We start from the raw sequence: 24,755 nt of genomic DNA, 5'->3' as shown, positions 1-24,755 counted from the left end.
GGGGCGGATGGGGCGCGCAGGCAAGCCCCCGAGCCCACAAGGCCCGATATTTGCTAACCAAGGAAAGCCCGTTCTCGGCACGTTGGCCTCGCCGACGGGCTTGGGACACCACGCCGAACAGGGGCTGCAAGAGGCGCTACATTCATCGGCCTCATTCGACCCCGCAACCCGCCATGCTCACCGCCAACAAACTCATGCCCCAGGGCCGCGGTCTCGCGCCCGTGCTGCTCAAGCGTGCCGCCACCATCGAACTCGACTGGGACGTGCGCCAGAAAAGCCGTTTCGACGCCACCGACTCGCAGGGCCGGCAGATCGGCATCTTCCTGCCGCGCGGCACCGCGGTGCGCGGCGGCGACGTGCTGGTGGCGGAAGACGGCTCGCTGGTGCGCGTGATCGCGGCGCCGCAGCCGGTGCTGCGCATCACGCACTGCACCGCCCACGGCACGCCCTTCGACCTGACGCGCGCGGCCTACCACCTGGGCAACCGGCACGTGCCGATCGAGCTCAAGCCCGACCACCTGAAGATCGAACCCGACCACGTGCTGGCCGACATGCTGCGTTCGATGCACCTGATCGTCGTGGCCGTCGAAGAAGCCTTCGAGCCCGAAGGCGGCGCGTACGGGGCGCAAGGACATTCGCATGGCGGCCACAGTCATGACCACGACCATGGCCATGACCATGACCACGGACATTCCCACGGCAAGAGCGGCCCGAAGCCCCTCGTGCTCGCCCCCGAACTGCTCGACGACGATCACGCCCACGGCCACTCGCATTGAAATGACCCACCGCTCTTCTCGTGCGCAGGGCACTGGGTGCTTCCCGCAGCGAAATCAAGGAGGAGGGGCGAAGCCCCGGGGGACATTCGCGAAGGGAAGTACCCGGTGGCCTGCGCACGCGCCCTGAACAGCAGCGCGCGCCAATAAACAAATGCCAACCCCGCACAGCCTCCTCCAGCTCATCTGGCTGGCCTCCCCCGCCCTGCCAGTGGGAGGCTTCTCGTACTCCGAAGGCGTCGAGGCCGCGGTCGAATGGGCCGGCATCCATTCCGAAGCCGGCGCCACCGAGTGGCTCTCCGACCAGCTGCACCTGAGCTTCGCGCGCGGCGACCTCGCCCTGGCCGCCCAGGCGATCACCGCCTGGCGGGCGAACGACGCGCAGCGCATCCGCACCCTCAACGACTGGGTGCTGCACACCCGCGAATCCGCCGAGTTCTTCCTGCAGACCGAGCAGATGGGCCGCTCCTTCGTCGAGTGGCTCAAGCTGCACCACGCCGACACGGCCGAGGTCTTCGCCGGCCTGCCCGCGACCTACCCCGTGGCCTTCGCGTTCGCCGCCAGCCGCACCGAAGCCACCGTGCAGGACGGCTGCCTGGCCTTCGCCTTCGGCTGGGCCGAGAACATGGTCGCCGCCGCCGTCAAGGCCGTGCCGCTGGGCCAGAGCGCGGGCCAGCGCATCCTGGCGCGGCTGGCCAACGAAATCCCTGCGGCCGTCGACCGCGCCATGCAACTGGGCGACGACGAGCGCCAGGCCTTCGCGCCCCTGCTGGCGGTGTTGTCGGCCCGCCATGAAACACAATATTCCCGCCTCTTCCGAAGCTGACCGAACCGGACCTTTTCGCCCATGACCTCCGCCCTGCACCACATCCCGAACCGCACCAAGAAGCTCCCGCCGCTGCGCGTGGGCATCGGCGGCCCCGTCGGCTCGGGCAAGACCACCCTGCTCGAAATGCTCTGCAAGGCGATGCGCGACAAGTACGACCTGGTCGCCATCACCAACGACATCTACACCAAGGAAGACCAGCGCCTGCTCACCGTGGCCGGCGCGCTGCCGGCCGAGCGCATCATGGGCGTGGAAACCGGCGGCTGCCCGCACACCGCGATCCGCGAGGACGCGTCGATCAACCTCGAGGCCATCGACCGCATGCTCGAGGACTTTCCCGATGCCGACATCGTGTTCGTCGAATCGGGCGGCGACAACCTGGCCGCCACCTTCAGCCCCGAGCTGTCGGACCTCACCATCTACGTGATCGACGTGGCGGCCGGCGAAAAGATCCCGCGCAAGGGCGGGCCCGGCATCACCAAGAGCGACCTGTTCGTCATCAACAAGACCGACCTCGCGCCCTACGTGGGCGCGAACCTCGACGTGATGGAACAGGACACCCAGCGCATGCGCCGCCAGCGCCCCTACGTGATGACCAACCTCAAGACGCTGACGGGCGTCGCCGAGGTCGTGGCCTTCATCGAAGCCCGGGGCATGCTCACCGCCGCCTGATTCTTCAACCAGGGCGGCGGTGGGCGCTCAGTGCGCCACGGCCTCCGGCATCTGCCCGAACTTCCCGCTGCCGAAGTCCTTCATCGCCTGCACGATCTCGTCGCGCGTGTTCATCACGAACGGGCCGTGGCCGACGATGGGTTCGTCGATCGGCTCGCCGCTGAGCAGCAGCACCACCGCGTCGTTGTTGGCATCGATCGTCAGCGCATCGCCCGCGCGGTCGAGCAGCACCATCTGCGCGTCGCGCACGACCGTCTCGCCGTTCACCTGCACCGTGCCGCGCAGCACCACCAGCGCAGCCGTGTGGCCTTCGGGCACCGGCAGCGTCACCTGCGCGCCCTGGTTCAGGCGCAGGTCCCACACGTCGATGGGCGTGAAGGTGCGGGCCGGCCCCTTGTGGCCGAGGTAGTCGCCCGCGATCACGCGCACGCTGCCCGCGCCTTCGGGCAGCGGCACCGACGGAATCTGCGCATCCACGATGGCCTGGTAGCCGGGCGTGGCCATCTTGTCCCGGGCGGGCAGGTTGACCCACAGCTGCACCATCTCGAGCTCGCCGCCGTCGCGCGTGAACGCTTCGGAATGGAACTCCTCGTGCAGGATGCCCGCGCCGGCGGTCATCCATTGCACGTCGCCGGGGCCGATGGTGCCGCCCTGCCCCGTCGAGTCGCGGTGCGACACCTCGCCCTTGTAGACGATGGTCACGGTCTCGAAGCCGCGGTGCGGGTGCTGGCCCACGCCGCGCGGCTGTGCGGTCGGGGTGAACTGGGCCGGGCCGGCGTAGTCGAGCAGCAGGAAGGGGCTGGCGTGGCGGCCCAGCGTGTCGTAGCTGAACAGCGAGCGCACGGGAAAACCGTCGCCCACCCAGTGCGGGCGCGGTGCGCTGTAGGTGCCGAGGATCTTCTTCATGGTCTGTGTTCCTTTCCATCTGGCGGCTCGCCCGGAACGGGAAAGCCATGGATCAAGGATGGGGCCGCAACGATGCTTTGAGTAGATGCCAGAATTCGCCCTCATCGTTCCATCTGGCGAACGATCAACGGCACGGAGGGCCCCCCAAAGCCATGCGCGACCTGAACGATCTCTACTACTACGCCCAGGTGGTCGACCACGGCGGTTTTGCCCCGGCCGGCCGCGCGCTCAGCGTGCCCAAGTCGAGCCTGAGCCGGCGCATCGCGCTGCTCGAAGAGCGGCTGGGCGTGCGCCTGATCCAGCGCTCCACGCGCCGCTTCAGCGTCACCGACATCGGCCGCCAGTACTACGAGCACTGCGTCGCCATGCTGGTCGAGGCCGACGCCGCGCAGGAGGCCATCGACCGCCTGCAGGCCCAGCCGCAGGGGCTGGTGCGGCTGTCGTGCCCGCCGGCGCTGGTGTACTACCAGGTGGCCGAGATGCTCGCCCGCTTCATGACCGAGTGCCCGCGCGTGACCGTGCAGCTGGAGAGCACCAACCGCCGCGTCGACGTGATCCGCGAGGGCTTCGACCTCGCGCTGCGCGTGCGCTTTCCGCCGCTCGAAGACACCGACCTCGTGATGAAGGTGCTGGGCCACAGCACGCAGCGGCTGGTGGCCCACCCGCGCCTGCTCGAAGGCCTGACGGCGCCGGCCAGCCCCGCCGACATCGGCCTGCTGCCCAGCCTGGACCTCGGCCCGGCCCAGCCGCACCACACCTGGTCGCTCGAAGGCCCCGACGGCGCGAGCGCCGAGGTGCGCCACCAGCCCCGCCTGGTGACCGACGACATGGCCGCGCTGCGCCATGCCGCCCTGCAGGGCGTGGGCGTGGCCAAGATGCCGACGATGATGGTGCGCGACGACCTGCAGGCCGGCCGCCTCGTCGACGCACTGCCGCAATGGGCGCCGCGCAGCGGCATCGTGCACGCGGTGTTCCCTTCGCGCCGCGGCCTGCTGCCGTCGGTGCGCAAGCTGGTGGACTTCCTGGCGGTGGAGTACGAGGCGCTCGAGGCGCTTGAGCTGTCGGGCGTACCGGCCGCGTCGGCGCCGACGCGCACCTCAGTCGACTGATCCGGCGGCCACCGCCGGCGCGTACAGCGGCAGGCGCAGCGTCAGCCCGAGCACGCCGCCGTCGTCCGGCGCCGAATAGATGCGCCCGCCGTGGCGCCCCGCGATGCGCTCGCAGATGCGCGCGCTGGCCAGCGAGGCGGCGTCGAGCGCGTCGAAGAAGCGCGCCAGCGGGGGCCGTTCGCTGTCGGCGTCGAGGTCGCGCCAGTGAACGACGGCCTGCGTGCCTTCGATGCGCGCGCGCACCTGCAGCGTCGCGCCCGCCGCCATCACGCGCGCGGCATGCGCGGCCACCTTGGCCAGCAGCTCGCGCAGCTCCGACGGAATGCCGAAGACCGGCACCGCTTCCGCGGGCAGGTCCACCGCGAGGCGCAACGCGTCTGCAGCATCGGGCGTCGCGCCGAGCAAAGGCCGCAGATCCTGCACGCGGCTGTCCGCCAGGTGCTGGTGCAGCTCGGTGCGGGCCTGCTGCGCGAGGCCACGGGCGTGCACGGCCGCGCGGGCGTTGGCGACGAACAGCGCGCCCATCAGCGCGAGCACGCCGGCCAGGCCGAGGCCGATGAGCGTGGCGATGACCAGGCCGAGTGAACTGCCGTACACGGTCGACAGTCCTCAGCGCGTTTCAGGAAAGGCCGGTCGCGCGCAGCCGCTCGGAGCCTCGCAGCGTGGCAGTGGCGGCGGTCCCTCGCCGCGAAACCCCGGCGGTGGCCCGGGCGGATAAAGAGGCGGCGGCAGCACGATGCAGCCCGACAGGCCGAGCGCTGCCAGCACGCCTGCGAGGTGATGAATTCGGATCATGTGAATCGATGCATGACTGGTTCGACGGCAGGGCCCGTTCGCGTGCACCGGCAGCGCCGCCACACGCGAACGGAGACCGATCAGAACGCGTGGCGAATGCCGAAGTCGTAGCCCGTCGACGAACGCGGCAGGCCCGTGTAGCCCACGCCGGTGCTGCCGTAGCCCGTGGTGCTGGCGGCCGTGAGGCTGCCCGTGTAGTTCGCGTCGTTGCGGTTGCTCACGCGCGCCACGGTGGCGTACAGCGCGGTGCGCTTGGACAGGTTGTGCACGTAGCCGATCGCGAGCTTGTTCGCGCGCGGGTCGTTACCCGTGACGCCGACCGCGCCTTCGTTGTAGCGCACCGTCGAGTACGACGCGCGGATCAGGCCCGCGCCCACCGGCATGCTCGCACCGATCAGGTAGCCGTTGTAGCTGTCGTGGCGGTTGCCCAGCGCCGCGAGGTCGAACTTGTTTTTCACATTCGACAGCTCGCCGAACAGCTTGACCGGGCCGAAGTCGTACGACGCGCCGAGGTTGATGGTCTGCACCTTGCGCGTGAGCGTGGTGGTGTCGACCGCCACGTTCTGGCCCACCGCCAGCGCGATGTCCAGCGGCCCGTTCGCATAGCCGAAACGCCCGCCCACATAGCGCCCGGCGCTGCTGCTGGTGGCTGCCGTGGTGTCGGTGGCGCTGGTCTTCGTGTTCTCGTTCAGGCTGTACTGCAGCTGGCCGTAGAAGCCGCCCAAGTTCGGCGGCAGGAAGTAGCCGACCATGTTGCTGGCGCGCACGTAGTTCGTGTTGCCCAGCGCGGTGCTGCCGCTCACCGTGTTGATCACGCTGGAGCCCGAGCCGTTGGTGCCGAACGGGTCGAACACCGTGTCGTTCCAGAACGTGGCCGTGTAGTCACGGCCCAGCCGCACTTCGCCGAAGCCGCCCGACAGGCTGACGGTGGAACGGCGGTTGAAGTTGGCGATGCCGGTGGCGCCGTCGTCGTTGCTGATCGGCGCCTCGAGCCAGAAGCTGGCGGCGAGCCCGCCGCCCAGGTCTTCCGTGCCGCGAAAGCCGATGCGGCTGGAGTTGTAGCCCGAGTTGGCCAGGCTCCATTGGCTCTGCTTGCTGGTGGTGCCCGTGACGGGGTTGCGCGAGGTGGCGCTCTGGTAGCTCACGCCGGCATCGACGACGCCGAACAGGGTGACCGACGATTGGGCAGAAGCCAGGCCGGTGACGGCCAGCGCGGCGAGTGCCGTGAGGGATTTCTTCATTCAGGTTTCTCCGGGGTTTTCAGCTGCTCTTCATCGAGCCGCTGACCGGATGGTCCTGTTCAAAATTGGAGGAATCTGGTGGACGCCAGCCCTCCCCTCAGGGGTGTTGTTTTGCGTTCACGCGCCGGCCGGTGCGTGAACGCCTTGCGCCGAAAAGGCTACTCAGCCGTGCGAAGCGCAGGCGCCGGGGCTGGCGCCGCACGCCGCGCGTAGCGCTGCGCCAGCACCGCGCACACCATCAGCTGCATCTGGTGGAACAGCATCAGCGGCAGCACGATCGCGCCGACGGCGTGCGAGGCGAACAGCACCTTCGCCATCGGAATCCCGCTCGCCAGGCTCTTCTTCGAGCCGCAGAAGACGATGGTGATCTCGTCTTCGATGTTGAAGCCGAAGCGCCGCGCCATGAACGTCGTGAGACCCAGCGCCAGCGCCAGCAACACACCGCACACCAGCAGCAGGCCCAGCAGCGCGCTCACGGGAATCTGCTTCCAGAGCCCTTCGATCACGGCCGCGCTGAACGCCGTGTAGACCACCAGCAGGATCGAGCCCTGGTCCACGAACTTCAGCACCGCAGCGCGCTTCTGGATCCACTTGCCGATCAACGGACGCGACAGGTGACCGATGACGAACGGCACCAGCAGTTGCAGCAGGATGCGCCCGATCGCGTCGAGCGACGAAGACGACGCCACCGCCCCGCCTTCAGGCAACACCACCAGGCTCACCAGCACCGGCGTGATGAACACGCCCAGCAGGGTCGAGGCCGAGGCGCTGCAGATGGCGGCCGGCATGTTCCCCCGCGCCATCGCAGTGAAAGCAATCGCCGACTGCACCGTGGCCGGCAGCACGCACAGGAACAGCACGCCCGTGTACAGCAGCGGCGTCACCAGCGGCCCCAGCACAGGCCGCAGCGCGAGCCCCAGCACCGGAAACAGGATGAAGGTGCAGGCGAACACCAGCAGGTGCAGCCGCCAATGCGTGATGCCCGCGAGGATCGCCTCGCGCGACAGCTTGGCGCCGTGCAGGAAGAACAGCAGCCCGATCGCGACCGTGGTCAGGCCCTCGAAGAAATGCGCCACGCGGCCGCTGGCGGGCAGCAGGCTGGCCAGGGTGACGACCGCGACGAGCGTGAGCGTGAAGTTGTCAGGAAGAAAGCGTGAACGTGCCATGCCCTGCATTGGACCTTCCGGCCATTCAAAAGAGAAATGGATTTATCGGATGGATATATGATTTGAGCGCATGAACGTCACGCTGCGCCAACTCCGCGTCTTCCGCTCGGTGGCCGAGGGCCGCAACTTCAGCCGTGCCGGCGACCAGGTGGGCCTGAGCCAGCCGGCGGTGAGCCGGTCGATCTCGGAGCTCGAGGCCCAGCTCGGCCTCAAGCTGCTGGACCGCACCACGCGCGAGGTGGTGCTGACCGAAGCCGGCCACTCGTTCGCGGCCCGGCTCGACCGCGTGCTCGACGAACTCGACCAGACCCTGCAGGACGTGGCCGGCCTGGCCAGCGCGCGCGGCGGCAAGGTGCGCGTGGCCAGCAGCCCCACGCTCTCGGCCAACCTCATGCCCGACTGCATCGCGGCCTGTGCGGTGCAGGCGCCGGGCATCCAATTCCTGCTGCTCGACCGCATCCAGCAGGACGTGCTGGACAGCGTGCGCAGCGGCGAGGTCGACTTCGGCGTGGTGATCGAGCCCTCCGAGGCCGACGACCTGCACTGCGAATCGATCCTCAACGACCCCTTCATGGTGGTCACGCTGTCCGGCCACCGGCTGACGGAAAAGAAGGCCTCGGTGAACTGGTCGGCGCTCGACGGCCAGCCGCTGGTGCTGCTCGACCACGCCTCGGGCAGCCGGCGCCTCATCGACCAGGCGCTGGAGCGGCACGGCGCGCGCTGCGACGTGAAGCAGCAGCTGGGCCATGCGACCACCGTATTCCGCATGGTCGAGGCCGGCATCGGCATCAGCGTGATGCCGGGGCTGTCGCTGCCGCCCGAGGGGCTGGCGCGGCTGGTGGTGCGCCCGCTGGTGCCGAACGTGCAGCGCGCGATCATGCTGATCCGGCGCCGCAACCGCGAGCTGTCGCCGCTCGCGCAGCGGGTCTGGCGCATGGTGCGCGAGACGGCGGCGCTCAGTGAGGCGCCCGCGGCCCCGCCGACGAAGGCGCGCTGAAAAAGCGCTCCTGCCGCTGGCGCACGCAGAAGTCGATCAGCTCCTCGACCTCGGTGGCCTTGTCGAACACCGCGTCGGCGCCGAGCTGCGCGCACTTGCGGCGCGTCTCGGGCGTGGCGTGGTTGCTGAGCACCACCATCTTCTGCTTCGGGTCGCGGTTGCGGCAGGCCTCGAGCACGCTGAAGCCTGTGCCGTCGCCCAAAAACAGATCGACGATGGCCAGGTCCCACAGCGCCGGGTTGCGCGTGAGCCAGCGCGTGCCCTCGGCCTCCGATTCGGCCTGGCCGACCGGATCGACGCGCGCCATCTCGCGCAGCGTGCCCGCCAGGCTGGCGCGCTGGGCGGGGTTGTCTTCGACGATGAAGGCGCGGACGGTGGTCATGGCGGGCTCTGCAAAGGGACAAGTGCAGGCTACAAATTGCGCCCGCCACAAGTCGAAGGTGTGACACCCCACCGCACGTAGGACATCACCCGCTGGCCCGTGCGCTGGTTCAGAGCGTGAGGATCGTGCAGCCCGTGGTCTTGCGCGCCTCGAGGTCGCGGTGCGCCTGCTGCACGTCGGCCAGGGCGTAGCGCTGGTCGATCGGGATCTTCACCGCGCCGCTTTGCACCACCGCGAACAGGTCGTCGGCCATGGCCTGCGTGCGCTCGCGCGTGGCGATGTGCGTGAACAGCGTCGGGCGCGTCACGTAGAGCGAGCCCTTCGAGGCCAGCAGGCCGAGATTGACCGGCGGCACCGGGCCCGAGCCGTTGCCGAAGATCGCCAGCAGGCCGAAGGGGCGCAGGCTGTCGACGGAGCCTTCGAAGGTGTCCTTGCCCACCGAGTCGTACACCACCTTCACGCCCTGGCCGCCGGTGATCTCCTTCACGCGTGCCGCGAAGTTCTCGGTGCTGTAGTTGATGGCGTGCGCCGCGCCGTGCGCCAGCGCGAGCTGGCACTTGGCGTCGCTGCCGGCCGTGCCGATGAGCTGCAGGCCGAGCGCCTTGGCCCACTGGCAGGCGATGAGGCCGACACCGCCGGCCGCGGCATGGAACAGCACGAAGTCGCCGGGCTGCAGGCCTTCGGCCGGCAGCGTCTTCTTCAGCAGGTACTGCGCGGTGAGGCCCTTGAGCATCATGGCCGCACCGGTCTCGAAGGAGATGTCGTCGGGCAGCTTGCACACGCACTTGGCGGGCATCACGCGCAGCTCGCAGTAGGCGCCGGGCGGCTGGCTCGCGTAGGCGGCGCGGTCGCCCACCTTCAGGTGCGTCACGCCCTCGCCCACCGCCTCGACGATGCCCGAGGCTTCCATGCCCAGTTGCAGCGGCATCTGGAACGGGTACAGGCCGGTGCGCTGGTAGGTGTCGATGAAGTTCAGGCCCACGGCCTTGTGGCGGATGCGGATCTCGCCGGGGCCGGGCTCGCCCACCTCGACCTCGACGACCTTCAGTTCCTCGGGACCGCCGTGGCGGTCGATACGGACGGCTTTGCTCAACATCGTTGCTGTCTCCACGCAGGGGAAAAAAGAATGGGACGGGCATCGTGCCACGTTTGCCTTTTTCTCGACGCGGCACGGTCTCCGTGCGGGCCCGGTAGAGTCGGCGGCCATGTCGTCCGCATCGCACCACCGCCTCACGCCCCTCACCGCCCTGCTCCTCACCGTGCCGCCGCTGCTGTGGGCCGGCAATGCGGTGGTCGGCCGGCTGGTGCGTGCGCTGGTGTCGCCGCTGACGCTGAACTTCGTGCGCTGGGTGATCGCGTTCCTGCTGCTGCTGCCGCTGGCGGCCTGGGTGCTGCGCCGCGACAGCCCGCTGTGGGCGCACTGGCAGCGCTATGCGCTGCTGGGCCTGCTGGGCATCGGCCTGTACAACGCCTTCCAGTACCTGGCGCTGCAGACCTCCACGCCGATCAACGTCACGCTGGTGGGCTCGAGCCTGCCGCTGTGGATGCTGGCCGTGGGCACGCTGTGCTTCGGCGCGCGCGTCAGCCGGCGCGCACTGGGCGGCGCGCTGCTGTCGATGCTGGGCGTGCTGCTGGTGCTGAGCCGCGGCGAGTGGCAGCAGCTGCTGGCGCTGCGGCTGGTGCCGGGCGACCTGTACATGATCGCGGGCACCATCGCCTGGGCCTTCTACAGCTGGCTGCTGGCACGCACGCACGAGCCCGTCAATGTGCGCAGCGACTGGGCCGCCTTCCTCATGGCGCAGCTGGTGTTCGGCGTGGCGTGGTCGGGCGCGCTGGCCGCCGGCGAGTGGACGTTCACGCCCGCCCACATCGACCTGGGCTGGCCGCTCGTGAGCGCGATGCTGTTCATCGGCATCGGCCCCGCCGTGCTGGCCTACCGCTGCTGGGGCACCGGCGTGCAGCGCGCGGGGCCGCAGGCGGCGAGCATCTTCATGAACCTCACGCCGCTGTTCGCGGCCGTGCTGTCGGCGGCCTTCCTCGGCGAGGCGCCGTACTGGTACCACGGCGCCGCCTTCGTGTTGATCGTGGGCGGGATCGTGGTGTCGTCGCGGCGCTGAACGCGCGCCGCGGCGTCGGTCAGTAAGTGCCCGGGTAAGCGCCGCCGTCCGCCAGCACGTTCTGGCCGGTCATGTAGCCGGCCTGCATGCTGCACAGGAACGCGCAGATCGCGCCGAACTCCGCCGGGTTGCCGAAGCGCTTGGCCGGAATGTTCTTCTTGCGCGCTTCCCACACGGTGTCGAAATCCTGGCCCGACTTCTGCGCCGCGCCGGCCATCGTGCCCTTGAGGCGGTCGGTCTCGAAGGAGCCCGGCAGCAGGTTGTTGATGGTCACGCCCTGCGCCGCCACCGACGTGCGCGCCACGCCGGCCACGAAGCCCGTGAGGCCGCTGCGCGCGCCGTTCGACAGGCCCAGGATGTCGATCGGCGACTTCACCGAGCTCGACGTGATGTTGACGATGCGACCGAAGCCGCGTTTCGCCATGCCGTCCACCGTGGCCTTGATGAGCTCGATGGGCGTGAGCATGTTGGCGTCGACCGCCTTGATCCACGCCTCGCGGTCCCAGTTGCGGAAGTCGCCGGGGGGCGGACCGCCGGCGTTGGTGACGACGATGTCGAAGTCGTGGCCCAGCGCGAACACGGCCGCGCGGCCGGCTTCGGTCGTGATGTCGGCCGCCACGTGCTTGACGAACGGACCCGACGGCCCGGCCGCTGCCACCAGCTGCTTGGCTGCTGCGTCGAGCGCCTCGGCGCCGCGCGCCACGATCACCACGTTGACGCCCTCGCGCACCAGCGCCTCGGCGCAGCCGTAGCCCAACCCCTTGCTCGCGCCGCACACGAGTGCGGTCCTGCCTGCAATGCCCAGATCCATGTGTTTGCTCCCGTCGATCGATCGATCGATGCTGCAGGGGCTACCGCCCCTTGCGTGTGAAAACGAAGATGCCCGCGATGACGAGCACCGTGCCGGCCGCGATCCACGCGGTGAACGGCTCACCCAGTATGACCACCCCCATGAGGATGGTCGACAGGGGCCCGATCATGCCGGTTTGCGCCGCAATGGCGGGGCCGATGCGCTCGATGGCCATCATCACCATGAGGACAGGCACCGCCGTGCACAGCGTGGCGTTGAGCACCGACAGCCAGATCACCTCGGGCGCCACCGCCATCGCCGCGCTCATCGGCCGCGTGAGCACGAACTGCAGGATGCACAGCACGCAGGCCACGGTGGTCGCCAGCCCCACGAGCCGCAGCGACCCCAGCCGCTTGACGAACTCGCCGCTGTACACGAGGTAGCCCGCATAGCTCACCGCGCTCAGGAACACGAGGAACGCGCCCCACGCGGCGGCGCCGCCGCCCTTGCCGTCGCCGCCGGTCCACAGCTCGTGGCCGAACACCAGCAGCACGCCGGCATAACTCACGACCATGCCGACCACCTGCGGGCGCGTCGGGCGGCGCCGGTACAGCAGCCAGCCGAAGAACAGCACCAGCGTGGGGTTGAGGTAAAGAATCAGCCGCTCGAAGCTGGCCGAGATGTAGGCCAGCCCGGCAAAGTCGAGAAAGCTTGCGAGGTAGTAGCCCGAGAAGCCGAGCCCGAGGATGCCGAGCCAGTCGCGCGTCGTGAGCGCAGGCTTGCCGCGCCCGGCCCACCACGCCATCAGCGCGAACAGCGGCAGCGCGAAGAGCATGCGCAGCATGATGAGCGTGATGGCGTCGACGCCGTAGCGGTACGCCAGCTTGACGATGATGGCCTTGCCGCTGAAGGCGATGGCGCCCAGCGTGGCAAGGACGAGGCCGGTGGCGTAGCCCTTGCGGGCGGCCTCGTGTCCGTGCGGGGGAATGCCGACCGATGCGGCTGTCTTGTTCATCCCCCGATCATCCCTTGATCCTCAGTAGCCTGCAGCGAGGCCGTCGCGGCGCGGGTCGCTCGCGGCCACGTAGCCTTCCACCGAAGGCTCGCCTGCGCGCCAGATGAACTGGCCGGCGCCGAAGTCCTGGTAGGAGTCGTTGATCACCTCGAGGTGGTGGCCCAGGTCGCGCAGGCCTTGCAAGGTGTTGGCATTCATCGCGGCCTCGACGTTGATCTCGAGCCCCGCGTTGAAGCGCCAGCGCGGCGCATCGCACGCGGCCTGCGGGTTCTGGCCGTAGTCGAGCATGCGCACCAGCGTCTGCATGTGGCCCTGCGGCTGCATGTTGCCGCCCATCACGCCGAAGCTCATCACCGGCTGGCCGTCCTTGGTGAGGAAGGCCGGGATGATGGTGTGGAACGGGCGCTTGCCCGGTGCCACCACGTTCGGGCTCTCGGCCTTGAGGCTGAAGCCGTGGCCGCGGTTCTGCAGGCTGATGCCGAATTCGGGTTCCACGCAGCCCGAGCCGAAGCCCATGTAGTTGCTCTGGATGAAGCTCACCATCATGCCGCTCTCGTCGGCGGCCGTGAGGTAGATGGTGCCGCCCTTGACCGGGTTGCCGGCCTTGAAGTCCTGCGCCTTGTTCACGTCGATGAGTCTCGCACGCGAAGCCAGGTAGGCGTCATCGAGCATTTGCGCAGGGGTCACCGTCATCGACGATGGCTCCGACACGTAGCGGTACACGTCGGCGAAGGCCAGCTTCATGGCTTCGATCTGCAGGTGCTGCGACTGCACCGAGTCGACCGGCAGCGAGGCGATGTCGAACTTCTCGAGGATGCCCAGCGCGATCAGCGCCGCGATGCCCTGGCCGTTCGGCGGGATCTCGTGCAGCGTGTGGCCGCGGTAGTCGCGCGAGATGGGCTTGACCCACTCGGGCTGGTAGGCCGCCATGTCGGCCACGGTGAGCGCACCGCCCTGTTCCTTCGAGAACTTGGCGATGGCCTCGGCGATCTCGCCGTTGTAGTAGGCCTCGCCCTTGGTGCGGGCGATGGCCTTGAGCGCGCGCGCCGCCGCGGTGAAGCGGAACAGCTCGCCGACCTCGGGCGCGCGGCCCCAGGGCAGGAAGGCCTGCGCGAAGCCGGGCTGCGATTGCAGGATCGGCGTGGCCGCCGCCCACTTGCCCTGCACCACCGGCGGCACGAGGTAGCCGCGCTCGGCGATGTCGATGGCGGGCGCCATCAGGTCGGCGAACGGCAGCTTGCCGAAACGCTCGCTCATCGCGACCCAGCCGCGCACCGCGCCCGGCACCGTCACCGAGTCGATGCCGCGCATCGGCGGCGTGGCGGCGTCGGCGCCGTATTTGGCCTTGAAGTATTCGGGCGTCCAGGCCTTGGGCGCCGGGCCCGAGGCGTTGAGGCCGTGCAGCTCCTTGCCATCCCACAGGATGCAGAAGGCGTCGCTGCCCAGGCCGTTGCTCACGGGCTCGACCAGCGTCATCACGGCGGCCGTGGCAATGGCCGCATCGACCGCGTTGCCGCCCTGCTGCAGGATGCGCAGGCCCGCCTGCGCGGCCAGCGGGTGCGAGGTCGCGACCACGTTGCGCGCGAAGACCGGGAGGCGGGTCGAGAGGTAGGGGTTGACGTAATCAAACTTCATACGGTGCTTTCAAGGGCGACATGAACCATTCAGGAACACCGCGGAACCGGCTTTGCCGGGCCGCTGGTGTTGCCCCCGGTAGGGGGTTGGAGAAGCGACACGAAGTGCGCGAAGCCTGGGGGCGAGCCGAGTCAATCGTTCGTGATCTTGCGATCGACGACGATCTTTTTCCACTTGGCGGCATCAACCGCCACCATCTTTGCGAACTGCTCGGGCGTGCCCGCGTTCGCCGGCTCGATGCCCAGGCGCGCGAGCTTGTCCTTCAGTTCCGGATCGGCCAGCGCCTCGTTGGCGGCCTTGTTCACGCGCGCCACGATGTCGGCCGGCAGCCCCTTCGGACCGTAGAAGCCGAACCAGGTGGTCGACTCGAAGCCGGGCAGCGTGTCGGCAATGGGCGGCAGCTCGGGCGCGAGCGGGCTGCGCTTGAGCGAGGTCACGCCGAGCGCGCGCAGGCGGCCGTCGCGCACGTGCGGCATGCCGGTGGGCAGCGAGTCGAACAGCACGTCGACCTTGCCGCTGATGAGGTCGGGCACCGCCAGCGCCGTGCCGCGGTAGGGAATGTGCGTGACGAACACGCCGGCCTGCGCCTTGAAGAGCTCCGCCGTGAGCTGCACGATGGTGCCGTTGCCGCTCGATGCGTAGTTGAGCTTGCCGGGGTTCTTCTTGGCGCTGTCGATCCACTCGCGCACCGTCTTGGCGGGCGTGTTGACCGGCACCAGCATGATGCTCGGCGCATCGCCCACGTGGGCGATGGGCGTGAAGTCGCGCACCGTGTCGTAGGGCAGCTTGGGCGTGATGGCCGGGCCGATGGCGTGCGTGCTCGTGGTCGCGAGCAGCAGCGTGTAGCCGTCGGGCGGCGCCTTGGCGGCCTGGTCGGAACCGATGGCACCGCCCGCGCCGGGCTTGTTGTCGACCACCAGGGTGGCGCCGAGCTTCTCGCCCATCTTCTGGCCCAGCGTGCGGGCAAACAGGTCGGTGGCGCCGGCCGCCGGGAACGGCACGATCAGGCGGATGGGCCGGTTCGGGTAGTTCTGGGCCAGTGCGGGCACCGCGGCCAGCACCAGCGCAGCCGCGGCAAGCGCGGCGCGGGTGGTTCGTTTCATGGAATTCATTGTGTCCGAGGTGGTGTGTCGGGAGCGCGCCTTGTCCGACGTGGCCGCAGGATTGGACACGCGGGGCATTGAAAAGGGAAATGGATTTATCGGATAGATATATGAATCTGGCGCATCAATGTGGCCACGGCCATTGCCTCGGCCATCACGCGGCGCGAGGCCCCGCGCCCGACCATCAGAAATAGCGATGGGGTCGCATCAGCAAACGGTATTTCCTCCCGGGCGCCCTGCCGTCCGATAGTCGCGCCAGTCCACTCGACACAGAAGTGGCGCACAGGAGACCTCCCCTTGAACTTTCCTTCCTTCGAGGGCGCCGATGCCGGCGCCCTCTGCTTCAGCTCGCGCGTTCTTCGCGTGAAGCGGCACCCGCTCGGCCTGGCCCTGCTGGCGCTGGCCGGCGCGGCCTCGGCGCAGTCCTCGGTGACGCTCTTCGGCGTCATGGATGCGGGCGTCAGCCATTTCGAGACCGTCAGCGAGTACCGCCCGGCGTTCGATCCACGGCGCCCTACCGCCGCCGTGCTCGCCGCGGCCGTGCCGCGGGTGACGCAAAGCCAGACCACGCTGTCGCGCGGCGGCTACCGCGGCAGCAGCCTGGGTTTTCGGGGCACGGAAGACCTGGGCGGCGGCCTGGCGGCGAGCTTCTGGCTGGAGTCGAACATCGCCAACGACGACGGCAAGACGGGCCTGGCCTCGTTCGCCAAGCGTTCGACGCTGAGCCTGTCGGGCTGCTTCGGCGAGCTGCGGCTGGGCCGCGACTACACGCCGATCTTTCGCAACGACTCGCTGGCCGACCCCTTCGCCGTGCAGGGCGCGGGCCTGTCGGTGATCGCGCGCGTCAACAGCGCCTCGTCCACGCTCCTGGGCGGCGCACCGGCCGGCGTGGCGGCCGGCGACAACTACGCACGCGCCAGCAACAGCATCGGCTACTTCCTGCCGCCGGACCTCGGCGGCTTCCACGGGCAGCTCCAGTACGCCTTGCCCGAGAACACCCGCTACAGCCCGGACGTGACGCCGACGAACGCGCGCGGGCGCTACCTGGGCGGGCGCTTCGGCTATGCCAAGGGGCCGCTCAACGTGGCGCTGGCGTTCGGTGAAGACAACAAGGACCGCCTGCCCTCGGGTTCGGCAGCCAAGCCGCCCGTCGACGCTGGCGGCGAGGACCGGCTGAAGACCGTCAGCCTGAGCGCCACCTACGACTTCGGCCCCGTCAAGCTGCTGGGCGAGTTGTCGCAGCTGCGGCACCGGCGCGCGCAGGCGCAGCCGTGGATGCAGGATCGCACCGACAAATACAACGGTTACCTGGTGGGCGCCACGGTGCCCGTGGGCCCGGGACTCGTCCGCGCGTCGTTCGGTCGCGTCAGCTACAAGGCCGGCGCCACCGGCCTGCCGGGAGACACCGCGCAAGGCGCCAGCGCCAGCCAATGGGCGCTGGGCTACGTGCACCACCTGTCCCGCCGCACGGCGCTGTACGCCACGTTCGCGCGCGTTCGCATCCGGGACGGCCAGAACGACAAGGCGATCAGCGCTGTGACGAGCGCCAGCGACGCGCCCTATCCGGTCTACGTGGCCGCCAGCGGCTGGCGCCCGCGCAGCGCCACGGGCTACGACTTCGGCATCCGCCACATCTTCTGATCTTCGTTTTCATGCGCCCCTGCATTCATTCCACGATGACCCACACCTCCACCTTTGCGCTTCGTTCACTGGCCGTGGCCGCCCTCCTCGCCTTCGGCGCGGGCGCGCAGGCCCAGCCCGCCGCATCACCTCAGGCGTCGGCGATCCCGCCGCTCGTCGATGCGATGTACCCCCGGCTCGACGCCCTCTACAAGGACCTGCACGCCCACCCCGAGCTTGCTTTCAAGGAAACGCGCACCGCCGCCCTGCTCGCCGCCGAGATGCGCACCATCGGCTTCGAGGTGACCGAGAAGGTCGGCGGCACCGGCGTCGTGGCGCTGTACCGCAACGGCCCCGGGCCGGTCGTGATGGTGCGCACCGACATGGACGGCCTGCCGATGGAAGAGAAGACCGGCCTGCCCTACGCCAGCCAGGCCCGCACCGACTGGGGCGGGCGCGACAGCTTCGTGGCCCACAGCTGCGGCCACGACATCCACATGGCCAGCTGGCTCGGCACCGCGCGCGCGCTGGTCGCGCTCAAGGACCAATGGAAAGGCACGCTGATGTTCATCGGCCAGCCCGCCGAAGAAACCGTCTCGGGCGCCAAGGCGATGCTCGCGGACGGCCTGTTCACGCGCTTTCCCAAGCCCGACGCCGCGTTCGCGCTGCACACGGCGCCCACGCCCCACGGCGCCATCGGCTATGGCGTCGGCATCAGCAGTTCCAACTCCGACGCGCTGGAGATCGTCTTCAAGGGACGCGGCGGCCACGGCTCGCGCCCGCACACCACCATCGACCCGATCGTGACCGCCGCGCGCTTCGTCACCGACGTGCAGGCCGTGGTGAGCCGCGAGAAAGACCCGGCCGAATTCGGTGTCGTGACCATCGGCGCCATCCAGGGCGGCACCGCCGGCAACATCATTCCCGACACGGTCACGCTGCGCGGCACCATCCGCTCGTACAAGCCGCAGGTGCGCGAGCAGCTGCTGGCCGGCGTGCGCCGCATGGCCATGGCCGCCGCCGCGACGAGCGGTGCGCCCGAACCCGCGGTCAAACTGATGCCGGGCGGAGAAGCGCTGGTCAACGACGAAGCGGTCGTGACGCGCGCAGTCACCGCGCTCAAGCAGGCGCTGGGCGCGGCGCAGGTCGTTCAATCCACAGTGCCCTCGACGGGCAGCGAAGACTTCTCGGCCTTCGTCAACGCCGGTGTGCCGTCGATGTACTTCACGATCGGCGTGCTCGATGCGCGGGACATCGCGGCCTCCGCCCAACCCGGCGGCAAGCCGCTGGCCCGCAACCATTCGCCCTTCTTCGCACCGGTGCCCGAGCCGTCGATCAAAACCGGCGTGCACGCGATGACCGTGGCGGTGCTCAGCGCGCTGGGCAGATAGGGACCAACAGCATCCCCCAAAAATGAAAAACGGCGCCCGAGGGCGCCGTTTGTGCGTTCAGAGAAAGCCCGTCGATCAGTCTTCGACGAAGGCCTCTTCGCGCTTGGACTTCACGGCCGGCAACAGCACGATGATGAGCAGCAGGGCCGCCGCCGCCAGCAGGCTGGCCGAGATCGGACGCGTGACGAACACGCTCCAGTCGCCACGCGACAGCAGCAGCGAACGGCGCAGGTTCTCTTCCATCATCGGGCCCAGGATGAAGCCCAGCAGCAGCGGCGCAGGCTCGCAACCCAGCTTGAAGAAGGTGTAGCCCACCAGACCGAAGATGCCCACCATCCAGATATCGAAGGTGTTGTTGTTGGTCGAGTACACGCCGATCGCGCAGAACAGAACGATCGCCGGGAACAGGAACTTGTAGGGCACCGACAGCAGCTTGATCCACATGCCGATCAGCGGCAGGTTCAGGATGATCAGCATCGCGTTGCCCAGCCACATCGAGGCGATCAGGCCCCAGAACAGCTCGGGGTTGCTGGTCATCACCTGCGGGCCCGGCTGGATGTTGTGGATGGTCATCGCACCCACCATCAGCGCCATCACGGCGTTGGGCGGAATGCCCAGCGTCAAGAGCGGAATGAAGGAGGTCTGCGCGCCGGCGTTGTTGGCCGACTCGGGAGCTGCCACGCCGCGGATGTTGCCCTTGCCGAAGGGCACTTCGCCCGGCTTCAGCTTGGTCTTCTTCTCGATCGTGTAGGCCGCGAAAGCCGCCAGCAGTGCACCGCCGCCGGGCAGGATGCCCAGGGCCGAACCCAGCGCCGTGCCGCGCAGCACGGCAGGCACCATGCGCTTGAAGTCTTCCTTGGTCGGGAACAGGCCCGAGACCTTGGCGGTGAACACTTCGCGCTCGTCGTCCGGACGCGAGAGGTTGGCAATGATTTCGCCGTAGCCGAACACGCCCATGGCGATGGCCACGAAGCCGATGCCGTCGGTGAGTTCAGGAATGTCGAAGCTGTAGCGTGCGACACCCGAGTTCACGTCGGTACCGACCAGGCCCATCAGCAGTCCCAGCACGATCATCGCGATCGCCTTGAGCAGCGAACCCGATGCCAGCACCACGGCGCCGATCAGGCCCAGGATCATCAGCGAGAAGTATTCGGCCGGGCCGAACTTGAAGGCCAGCTCGGTCAGCGGCGGCGCGAAGGCGGCAAGAATCAGCGTGCCGACGCAGCCTGCGAAGAACGAGCCCAGGCCGGCCGCAGCGAGCGCCGGACCTGCACGGCCCTTGCGCGCCATCTGGTAGCCGTCGATCACGGTCACCACCGACGACGATTCGCCCGGCAGGTTCACCAGAATCGCGGTGGTCGAGCCACCGTATTGCGCGCCGTAGTAGATACCGGCCAGCATGATCAGCGCCGACACAGGCGGCAGCGCGTACGTGGCGGGCAGCAGCATCGCGATGGTCGCGACCGGGCCGATGCCCGGGAGCACGCCGATCAGCGTGCCCAGAATGCAGCCGACCAGGCAGTACAGCAGGTTCGTGAAGGTAAAGGCAACGCCAAAACCCATCGAGAGGTGTTCAAACAGTTCCATGGTGTGAGCAGCTTTCTTCTCAACCGGTGATGAAGGTCGGCCAGACCTGGATCTGCAGCTTGAGCGCCCAGATGAATGCGACGTAGCTGCCGATGGCCAGGATGGTGGCCAGGATCAGCACGGTCGGCAGCTTGAACTCGTGGCCCGCGAGGCTGGCGATGATCACGAGCGCGTAGATCGCGATGATCATGCCCATGGCCGGCACGCCGATGCTCGGCAGGCCGCCCAGCAGCACGCCGAAGGCGAGGTTGGCGCCCAGGATGAACACCACTTGCTTCCAGGCCCACTTGCCGATCTTTTCGCCGTCGGTCGTTTCAACGGTGAGCCCGCTGAACATGATGCCCAGGCCGATCAGCGCCATCAGGATGCCCAGCATCAGCGGGAAGTAACCCGGACCCATGCGGGCGCCGCTGCCCACGCTGTAGGTGGTGGCGCCCCATGCGAACGCCACGCCCACGACGGTGAACATCAGTCCCGAGAAAAAGTCTTTCTGACTTTTGATTTTCACGAACAGTCTCCTCGAACAATTTCGATGCGGGATTGTCGAGTCAGCCTCCGGTCAGGCTGATGTGGATTCCACTAACCGAAGGACTAGGGATAACCCGAAATGCCTCATGCCTCGCAGGACCCGAGGCAGCTGTTCCTACTCGAGCGGAGGCGTTGCGCTGAGCACTTCCTCGATGGTCGTCACGCCCTCGGCCACGCGCAGTGCGCCGGCCAATCGCAAGGGTCGCATGCCGTCGATCACGGCCTGGCGTCGCAGGCCCGTGAGGTTGGGTTCCTTGGTGACCTGGTCCTTGAACGGCTCGGTCACGCTCAGCAGTTCGTACAAACCCATGCGACCCATGTAGCCGGTCATGCGGCAATCGACACACCCCACCGGCTTGTAGGCGCGCACCGGGCCGGTGATCTGCCACGGCTTGACGATGGCTTCGAGGCTCTCGCGCGTGACCGCGTCGTCGGGCTGCTTGCAATGCGGGCACAGCGTGCGCACCAGGCGCTGCGCGAGCACGCCCAGCATCACGGCGGTGATGAGGTACGAGGGCACGCCCAGTTCCATCATCCGCGTGATGGCGCTGGGTGCGTCGTTGGTGTGCAGCGTGCTGAACACGAGGTGGCCGGTGAGCGCGGCCTGCACCGCCATCTCGGCGGTGGCGAGGTCGCGGATTTCGCCGACCATGATGATGTCCGGGTCCTGCCGCATCAGCGCGCGCAGGCCTTCGGTGAAACCGAAGTCGAGTTGCGGCTGCACCTGCGTCTGGTTGAACGACGGCTCGATCATTTCGATCGGGTCTTCGACCGTGCTCACGTTCACTTCTTCGGTCGCCACGCGCTTGAGCGTGGAGTACAGCGTGGTGGTCTTGCCCGAGCCCGTGGGTCCGGTCACCAGGATGATGCCGTTGGGCCGCGTGACCAACTGTTCCCAGCGCTGCGCGTCGTGCTGCGCGAAGCCCAGCGCGTCGAGGTCCTTCACCGCGGTGTCGGGGTCGAAGATCCGCATCACCATCTTCTCGCCGAAGGCGGTCGGCAAAGTCGACAGGCGCATTTCGACTTCGTCGCCGCGCATGTTGCGGGTCTTGATGCGGCCGTCGAGCGGACGGCGTTTTTCGACCACGTCCATGCGGCCCAGCAACTTGATGCGCGCGACCATCGCATTCATCACGCCCATGGGCATCTGGTAGGCCGGGTGCAGGATGCCGTCGATGCGAAAACGGATCACGCCCTGCTCGCGGCGCGGCTCCAGGTGGATGTCGCTGGCGCGCTGGTCGAAGGCGTACTGCCACAGCCAGTCGACCACCTGCACCACGCTCTGGTCATTCGCGTCGAGCTGCTTGGTGCTCTTGCCCAGCTCGACCAGCTGCTCGAAGCTCGCGCCGCCGGTGTTGCCGCCGGCCTTCTGCGCGGCGCGCACCGACTTGGCGAGCGCAAAGAACTCGGCCGTGTAGCGCTGGATGTCGGCCGGGTTGGCCACCACGCGGCGCACGGTGCGCTTGGACTGGCGCTCGACCTCGGCGATCCAGTCGGTGAGAAAGGGCTCGGCCGTGGCCACCACCACCTCGTTCGGCAGCACCTGCACCGGCAGCACCTTGTGGCGCTCGGCGTAGCCGGCGCTCATGGTGTCGGCCACCTTGCCCACGTCGACCTTGAGCGGATCGATGCGCAGATAAGCCAGGCCGGCGCGGCCGGCGAGCCACTGCGTGAGCGCCTCGAGGTCGAGCGGCTTGCCGTCGGCCTCGCGCGTCATGGCCACGTTGGCCAGGCGCACCAGCGGCGCCTGCCGGCTCTCGGCCTGGGCGCAGCGCGCGATGGTGCGCTTGGCCTCCATCGGCGAGATCACGCCGTCGGTGGCGAGCCATTCGATCAGGCGACGCAGGTCGAGCGGACCTTCGTGGCGGACAGCAGCAGCGGCGGCGGCAGGTACAGCGCTCATGAACCGGGAATCAGGTGGTGAGGGAAAGCGTCATCGGCTTGAACACCCGCAGCCATTTCGGCGCGGGCAGGCCCCAGCGAGTCTGGATGGTTTGGGCGCGCTCGGCAAGCACCTCGCGCTTCGGGCGCGACGCCGTGCGCTGGGCCAGCACCACCGTGTTGCCTTCGCGCGTCGGCTTGAAGGCCCAGACCGCATCGGCACCGAAGGCGGCGGCGATTTTCTCGAGGCTGCGCTCGTAGCTCGACGAGCGGCCGAACAGGTTGACCGTCATGCAGCCGTCTTCGGTGAGCAGCGCGCGGCAGTCGGCATAGAAGTCTTCGCTGTCGAGCACCGGTGCGGCCGCCTCGTGGTCGTACAGGTCGACCTGCAGCGCGTCGACCGTGCCCAGCCATTCGGGCTTGCGGATTTCCTCGGCCGCATCGGCGATCACCACGCGCAGCTTCAGGTCGTCGGCCGGCAGCTTGAACCAGCCGCGGCAGGCCGACACCACCTGCGGGTTCAGCTCGACCGCGGTGGTGCGCATGCGCAGCGTCTTGCGGCTGAACTTGGTGAGCGTGGCCGCGCCCAGGCCCAGCTGCATCGCGTGGCGGTTGCCCACGCCCTTGCTGTCGACGAACAGCAGCCAGGCCATCATGCGCTGCACGTACTCGAGTTCGATCTCGAAGGGTGCGTCGAGCTTCATCGAGCCCTGGACCCATTCGGTGCCCAGGTGCAGGTAGCGGATGTCGCCCCAGTCGGAAAAATTGACTTCGGGGAGGACGAGGGTTTTCTTGTTTGCGGAGGAAGCCATCAGAGAAGGTGGTGGGCAACGAAGACCTCGCGCCAGGCCGCGAGCTTGCGCTCGAAGGACCACGACGCGTTGGCGGGGCTGGTGGATGGCAGCGAATAGACCGGCACGCCGAGGGTGCGCGTGTGACGTGCGTGTTTGAAGCTCTCGCCGCCGTTGTGCGCGATGGCGGCGAGCTTCGGCAGTTGCAGGCCGGCGATGTCGTTCGCCACCGGCGCGCGGATGGCCGAATCGAGGCTGCCCTCGCGCTCGCAGGATGCGTACACGTCCCACACGCCCAGGCCACGGTCGAGCAGCCAGCGGCAGCGCTGCGCGTAGCTGTCTACGCCCGACGGCAAGGGGACTTCGGGCCAGACGGCTTGCAAGATCTTCCAGAACTGGTTTTGGGGGTGTGCATAGTACTGCTGCCGCTCGAGCGACCTGACCCCGGGGAAGCTGCCGAGGACGAGCACAACGGTCTGTGGCGAGACGATGGGCGGCAGGCCGGTGAGCAGGGCGGCGGCGGTGGCGGCATCGGGTGCGGCGGAAGGCTTCATGGGCGGTATCGTGCCACCGCCGCCGCCTGCCCGGCGCCGCTCAGCGCACGAAGTACAGGCCGCTGAACTGCGGCACACAGCGCTCGGGAAAGCCCGGCAGGTACAGCGAGCGCTCGAGCACCGGCCATTGGTCGCGCAGGACGTAGCCGCGCGCCTCGATCTCTTCGACGTAGTGCTTGCGGTTGTAGACGTGCACCGGCGAGAAGCAACCGGCTCCGATGTTCTGCGCCGTGACGTAGTCCTGGCCGTCATGCAGCGGGAGCTTGTTCAGCAGGAGATGGCGGGGCCGCACCGCGCAGTGCCGAAGCAACTCGCCGGGACGCGCGTTCTCGAAATACTGCAGGGAACCGGCGGCGATCCAGATGTCGTCGCCACCGCCCATGGCATGTTCCAGGTCGCCCGTGAAGCTCAGGCCATCGGCCTCGGCCCCGGGACGCTCGGCCATGTCCCGACCGATCGATGCGATGGCCGGCACTTCGACGACGCGCCAGGACAAGCCGCGCGGCATCTCGACATAGCGGCGGTAGGCGTAGAAGTGCACGCCCACCGAGCCGCCGATGTCGAGCACGCGGGTGGCGCCATCCCTGAACGCGCGGTCGAGCCACCACATCACGGGGTAGTCGTAGGGGAACACCTTCTTCGTGCGCACGTCCACGTACTCGGCCGCGAGCGCCGCGTGGTCGAACTCCGGGCTGGCCGGCAGCCAGTCGCGCGCCTGCGCGAAGGAATCGAACACGCCGAAGTAGCTGCCGAAACCGGCCTCGGAAAGAAACTGCTGGCGACGCCAGCGCAGCAGCGCCGGGCGGGTGACCGGCCCCTCGAGGATTTGCCGTACGACTTGCGAGGCGCTGGAGTGAGTCACGTCCTTCTCCATCA

Annotated in this window: 24 protein-coding genes; 8 read left to right on the top strand and 16 right to left on the bottom strand. The window is 68.5% G+C overall.

The features are described 5' to 3' along the window. Positions 1–173: 173 nt before the first annotated feature. The 3 genes from ureE to ureG all read left to right on the top strand — a co-directional run bounded on the left by ureE (position 174) and on the right by ureG (position 2,271). Positions 174–776: an urease accessory protein UreE gene (gene ureE / locus AC3WQM_RS05305; RefSeq protein ID WP_492677246.1), complete on the top strand. Its 603-nt coding sequence runs from the start codon at positions 174–176 to the stop codon at positions 774–776. Positions 777–927: 151 nt separating this feature from the next. Further along, on the top strand, positions 928–1,599 hold the full coding sequence (locus AC3WQM_RS05300; RefSeq protein WP_492677245.1) for an urease accessory protein UreF: 672 nt from the start codon (positions 928–930) through the stop codon (positions 1,597–1,599). Between the two features lie 21 nt (positions 1,600–1,620). Further along, on the top strand, positions 1,621–2,271 hold the full coding sequence (ureG, locus tag AC3WQM_RS05295; RefSeq protein ID WP_369644510.1) for an urease accessory protein UreG: 651 nt from the start codon (positions 1,621–1,623) through the stop codon (positions 2,269–2,271). Between the two features lie 27 nt (positions 2,272–2,298). Here the strand turns inward: ureG and AC3WQM_RS05290 are convergent, their stop codons facing one another. Next, positions 2,299–3,177 (bottom strand): pirin family protein, encoded by an 879-nt coding sequence (locus tag AC3WQM_RS05290; protein ID WP_492677244.1) that lies wholly within the window; start codon positions 3,175–3,177, stop codon positions 2,299–2,301. Between the two features lie 152 nt (positions 3,178–3,329). On the opposite strand from AC3WQM_RS05290, the gene AC3WQM_RS05285 reads away from it, so the two are divergent. Continuing rightward, positions 3,330–4,286, top strand: a complete 957-nt coding sequence (locus AC3WQM_RS05285) for a LysR family transcriptional regulator (RefSeq protein WP_447741567.1) — start codon at positions 3,330–3,332, stop codon at positions 4,284–4,286. Here the strand turns inward: AC3WQM_RS05285 and AC3WQM_RS05280 are convergent. The 3 genes from AC3WQM_RS05280 to AC3WQM_RS05270 all read right to left on the bottom strand — a co-directional run bounded on the left by AC3WQM_RS05280 (position 4,275) and on the right by AC3WQM_RS05270 (position 7,488). Then, a complete protein-coding gene (locus AC3WQM_RS05280) occupies positions 4,275–4,883 on the bottom strand; it encodes an ATP-binding protein (protein ID WP_492677243.1) in 609 nt (202 codons plus the stop codon). The two genes, AC3WQM_RS05285 and AC3WQM_RS05280, sit on opposite strands and share 12 nt — an antisense overlap. 278 nt (positions 4,884–5,161) lie before the next feature. After that, positions 5,162–6,322 (bottom strand): porin, encoded by a 1,161-nt coding sequence (locus AC3WQM_RS05275; protein WP_492677242.1) that lies wholly within the window; start codon positions 6,320–6,322, stop codon positions 5,162–5,164. Positions 6,323–6,480: 158 nt separating this feature from the next. Then, a complete protein-coding gene (locus tag AC3WQM_RS05270) occupies positions 6,481–7,488 on the bottom strand; it encodes a bile acid:sodium symporter family protein (RefSeq protein ID WP_492677241.1) in 1,008 nt (335 codons plus the stop codon). A gap of 70 nt (positions 7,489–7,558) precedes the next feature. On the opposite strand from AC3WQM_RS05270, the gene AC3WQM_RS05265 reads away from it, so the two are divergent. Further along, on the top strand, positions 7,559–8,485 hold the full coding sequence (locus AC3WQM_RS05265) for a LysR family transcriptional regulator (protein ID WP_492677240.1): 927 nt from the start codon (positions 7,559–7,561) through the stop codon (positions 8,483–8,485). On the opposite strand, the gene AC3WQM_RS05260 is transcribed toward AC3WQM_RS05265, so the two are convergent. Together AC3WQM_RS05260 and AC3WQM_RS05255 are read right to left on the bottom strand one after the other, a co-directional pair. Then, positions 8,445–8,867, bottom strand: coding sequence for a response regulator (locus AC3WQM_RS05260; protein ID WP_492677239.1), 423 nt, complete (start codon positions 8,865–8,867; stop codon positions 8,445–8,447). The genes AC3WQM_RS05265 and AC3WQM_RS05260 overlap by 41 nt on opposite strands. 109 nt (positions 8,868–8,976) lie before the next feature. Continuing rightward, positions 8,977–9,963: a quinone oxidoreductase family protein gene (locus tag AC3WQM_RS05255; RefSeq protein ID WP_307696304.1), complete on the bottom strand. Its 987-nt coding sequence runs from the start codon at positions 9,961–9,963 to the stop codon at positions 8,977–8,979. Positions 9,964–10,072: 109 nt separating this feature from the next. On the opposite strand from AC3WQM_RS05255, the gene AC3WQM_RS05250 reads away from it, so the two are divergent. Further along, the gene (locus tag AC3WQM_RS05250) at positions 10,073–10,984 is read left to right on the top strand and encodes a DMT family transporter (protein ID WP_492677238.1); all 912 of its coding nucleotides are present in this window, start codon (positions 10,073–10,075) and stop codon (positions 10,982–10,984) included. Positions 10,985–11,003: 19 nt separating this feature from the next. On the opposite strand, the gene AC3WQM_RS05245 is transcribed toward AC3WQM_RS05250, so the two are convergent. The 4 genes from AC3WQM_RS05245 to AC3WQM_RS05230 form a co-directional block, all read right to left on the bottom strand. Beyond that, positions 11,004–11,795, bottom strand: coding sequence for an SDR family oxidoreductase (locus AC3WQM_RS05245; protein ID WP_159274987.1), 792 nt, complete (start codon positions 11,793–11,795; stop codon positions 11,004–11,006). 40 nt (positions 11,796–11,835) lie between these two features. Then, positions 11,836–12,789: a DMT family transporter gene (locus AC3WQM_RS05240; RefSeq protein WP_095743893.1), complete on the bottom strand. Its 954-nt coding sequence runs from the start codon at positions 12,787–12,789 to the stop codon at positions 11,836–11,838. Positions 12,790–12,810: 21 nt separating this feature from the next. Beyond that, positions 12,811–14,424 carry a gamma-glutamyltransferase family protein gene (locus AC3WQM_RS05235; protein ID WP_492677237.1) on the bottom strand — a complete coding sequence of 538 codons (1,614 nt, stop codon included), beginning with the start codon at positions 14,422–14,424 and terminating at the stop codon, positions 12,811–12,813. 131 nt (positions 14,425–14,555) lie between these two features. Beyond that, a complete protein-coding gene (locus AC3WQM_RS05230; protein WP_492677236.1) occupies positions 14,556–15,527 on the bottom strand; it encodes a tripartite tricarboxylate transporter substrate binding protein in 972 nt (323 codons plus the stop codon). Between the two features lie 363 nt (positions 15,528–15,890). On the opposite strand from AC3WQM_RS05230, the gene AC3WQM_RS05225 reads away from it, so the two are divergent. Continuing rightward, positions 15,891–17,168, top strand: a complete 1,278-nt coding sequence (locus AC3WQM_RS05225) for a porin (RefSeq protein WP_492677922.1) — start codon at positions 15,891–15,893, stop codon at positions 17,166–17,168. Between the two features lie 35 nt (positions 17,169–17,203). Further along, positions 17,204–18,538, top strand: coding sequence for an amidohydrolase (locus tag AC3WQM_RS05220; RefSeq protein ID WP_492677235.1), 1,335 nt, complete (start codon positions 17,204–17,206; stop codon positions 18,536–18,538). 75 nt (positions 18,539–18,613) lie between these two features. On the opposite strand, the gene AC3WQM_RS05215 is transcribed toward AC3WQM_RS05220, so the two are convergent. The 6 genes from AC3WQM_RS05215 to AC3WQM_RS05190 form a co-directional block, all read right to left on the bottom strand. Further along, positions 18,614–20,125, bottom strand: a complete 1,512-nt coding sequence (locus tag AC3WQM_RS05215) for a tripartite tricarboxylate transporter permease (RefSeq protein ID WP_390346221.1) — start codon at positions 20,123–20,125, stop codon at positions 18,614–18,616. 19 nt (positions 20,126–20,144) lie between these two features. Next, positions 20,145–20,633 (bottom strand): tripartite tricarboxylate transporter TctB family protein, encoded by a 489-nt coding sequence (locus AC3WQM_RS05210; RefSeq protein WP_489059848.1) that lies wholly within the window; start codon positions 20,631–20,633, stop codon positions 20,145–20,147. Positions 20,634–20,768: 135 nt separating this feature from the next. Next, the gene (gene tfpB / locus AC3WQM_RS05205) at positions 20,769–22,556 is read right to left on the bottom strand and encodes a type IV pilus assembly ATPase TfpB (RefSeq protein WP_489059850.1); all 1,788 of its coding nucleotides are present in this window, start codon (positions 22,554–22,556) and stop codon (positions 20,769–20,771) included. A 10-nt stretch (positions 22,557–22,566) separates the two neighbouring features. After that, the gene (locus AC3WQM_RS05200) at positions 22,567–23,346 is read right to left on the bottom strand and encodes a class I SAM-dependent methyltransferase (protein ID WP_492677234.1); all 780 of its coding nucleotides are present in this window, start codon (positions 23,344–23,346) and stop codon (positions 22,567–22,569) included. Next, entirely contained in the window at positions 23,346–23,879 is a 534-nt protein-coding gene (locus AC3WQM_RS05195; RefSeq protein ID WP_492677233.1) for a DNA-deoxyinosine glycosylase, read from the bottom strand. The genes AC3WQM_RS05200 and AC3WQM_RS05195 overlap by 1 nt, the downstream gene beginning before the upstream one ends. A gap of 40 nt (positions 23,880–23,919) precedes the next feature. Continuing rightward, positions 23,920–24,741: a methyltransferase, TIGR04325 family gene (locus tag AC3WQM_RS05190; protein ID WP_492677232.1), complete on the bottom strand. Its 822-nt coding sequence runs from the start codon at positions 24,739–24,741 to the stop codon at positions 23,920–23,922. Positions 24,742–24,755: the final 14 nt, after the last annotated feature.

It is taken from the genome of Variovorax sp. FW301-JW7 (assembly GCF_058788795.1).
This window is presented reverse-complemented; position numbering and strand designations above follow the sequence as displayed.

Bases quoted from the DNA above. Each gene is read 5' to 3' on its own strand.
- AC3WQM_RS05245 (WP_159274987.1), bottom strand. From the start codon at position 11,795: ATGGATCTGGGCATTGCAGGCAGGACCGCACTCGTGTGCGGCGCGAGC.
- AC3WQM_RS05290 (WP_492677244.1), bottom strand. From the start codon at position 3,177: ATGAAGAAGATCCTCGGCACCTACAGCGCACCGCGCCCGCACTGGGTG.
- AC3WQM_RS05270 (WP_492677241.1), bottom strand. From the start codon at position 7,488: ATGGCACGTTCACGCTTTCTTCCTGACAACTTCACGCTCACGCTCGTC.
- AC3WQM_RS05255 (WP_307696304.1), bottom strand. From the start codon at position 9,963: ATGTTGAGCAAAGCCGTCCGTATCGACCGCCACGGCGGTCCCGAGGAA.
- tfpB (WP_489059850.1), bottom strand. From the start codon at position 22,556: ATGAGCGCTGTACCTGCCGCCGCCGCTGCTGCTGTCCGCCACGAAGGT.
- AC3WQM_RS05220 (WP_492677235.1), top strand. From the start codon at position 17,204: ATGACCCACACCTCCACCTTTGCGCTTCGTTCACTGGCCGTGGCCGCC.
- AC3WQM_RS05230 (WP_492677236.1), bottom strand. From the start codon at position 15,527: ATGAAACGAACCACCCGCGCCGCGCTTGCCGCGGCTGCGCTGGTGCTG.
- AC3WQM_RS05195 (WP_492677233.1), bottom strand. From the start codon at position 23,879: ATGAAGCCTTCCGCCGCACCCGATGCCGCCACCGCCGCCGCCCTGCTC.
- AC3WQM_RS05250 (WP_492677238.1), top strand. From the start codon at position 10,073: ATGTCGTCCGCATCGCACCACCGCCTCACGCCCCTCACCGCCCTGCTC.
- AC3WQM_RS05215 (WP_390346221.1), bottom strand. From the start codon at position 20,125: ATGGAACTGTTTGAACACCTCTCGATGGGTTTTGGCGTTGCCTTTACC.
- AC3WQM_RS05285 (WP_447741567.1), top strand. From the start codon at position 3,330: ATGCGCGACCTGAACGATCTCTACTACTACGCCCAGGTGGTCGACCAC.
- AC3WQM_RS05240 (WP_095743893.1), bottom strand. From the start codon at position 12,789: ATGAACAAGACAGCCGCATCGGTCGGCATTCCCCCGCACGGACACGAG.
- AC3WQM_RS05260 (WP_492677239.1), bottom strand. From the start codon at position 8,867: ATGACCACCGTCCGCGCCTTCATCGTCGAAGACAACCCCGCCCAGCGC.
- AC3WQM_RS05300 (WP_492677245.1), top strand. From the start codon at position 928: ATGCCAACCCCGCACAGCCTCCTCCAGCTCATCTGGCTGGCCTCCCCC.
- ureG (WP_369644510.1), top strand. From the start codon at position 1,621: ATGACCTCCGCCCTGCACCACATCCCGAACCGCACCAAGAAGCTCCCG.
- AC3WQM_RS05265 (WP_492677240.1), top strand. From the start codon at position 7,559: ATGAACGTCACGCTGCGCCAACTCCGCGTCTTCCGCTCGGTGGCCGAG.
- AC3WQM_RS05275 (WP_492677242.1), bottom strand. From the start codon at position 6,322: ATGAAGAAATCCCTCACGGCACTCGCCGCGCTGGCCGTCACCGGCCTG.
- ureE (WP_492677246.1), top strand. From the start codon at position 174: ATGCTCACCGCCAACAAACTCATGCCCCAGGGCCGCGGTCTCGCGCCC.
- AC3WQM_RS05200 (WP_492677234.1), bottom strand. From the start codon at position 23,346: ATGGCTTCCTCCGCAAACAAGAAAACCCTCGTCCTCCCCGAAGTCAAT.
- AC3WQM_RS05235 (WP_492677237.1), bottom strand. From the start codon at position 14,424: ATGAAGTTTGATTACGTCAACCCCTACCTCTCGACCCGCCTCCCGGTC.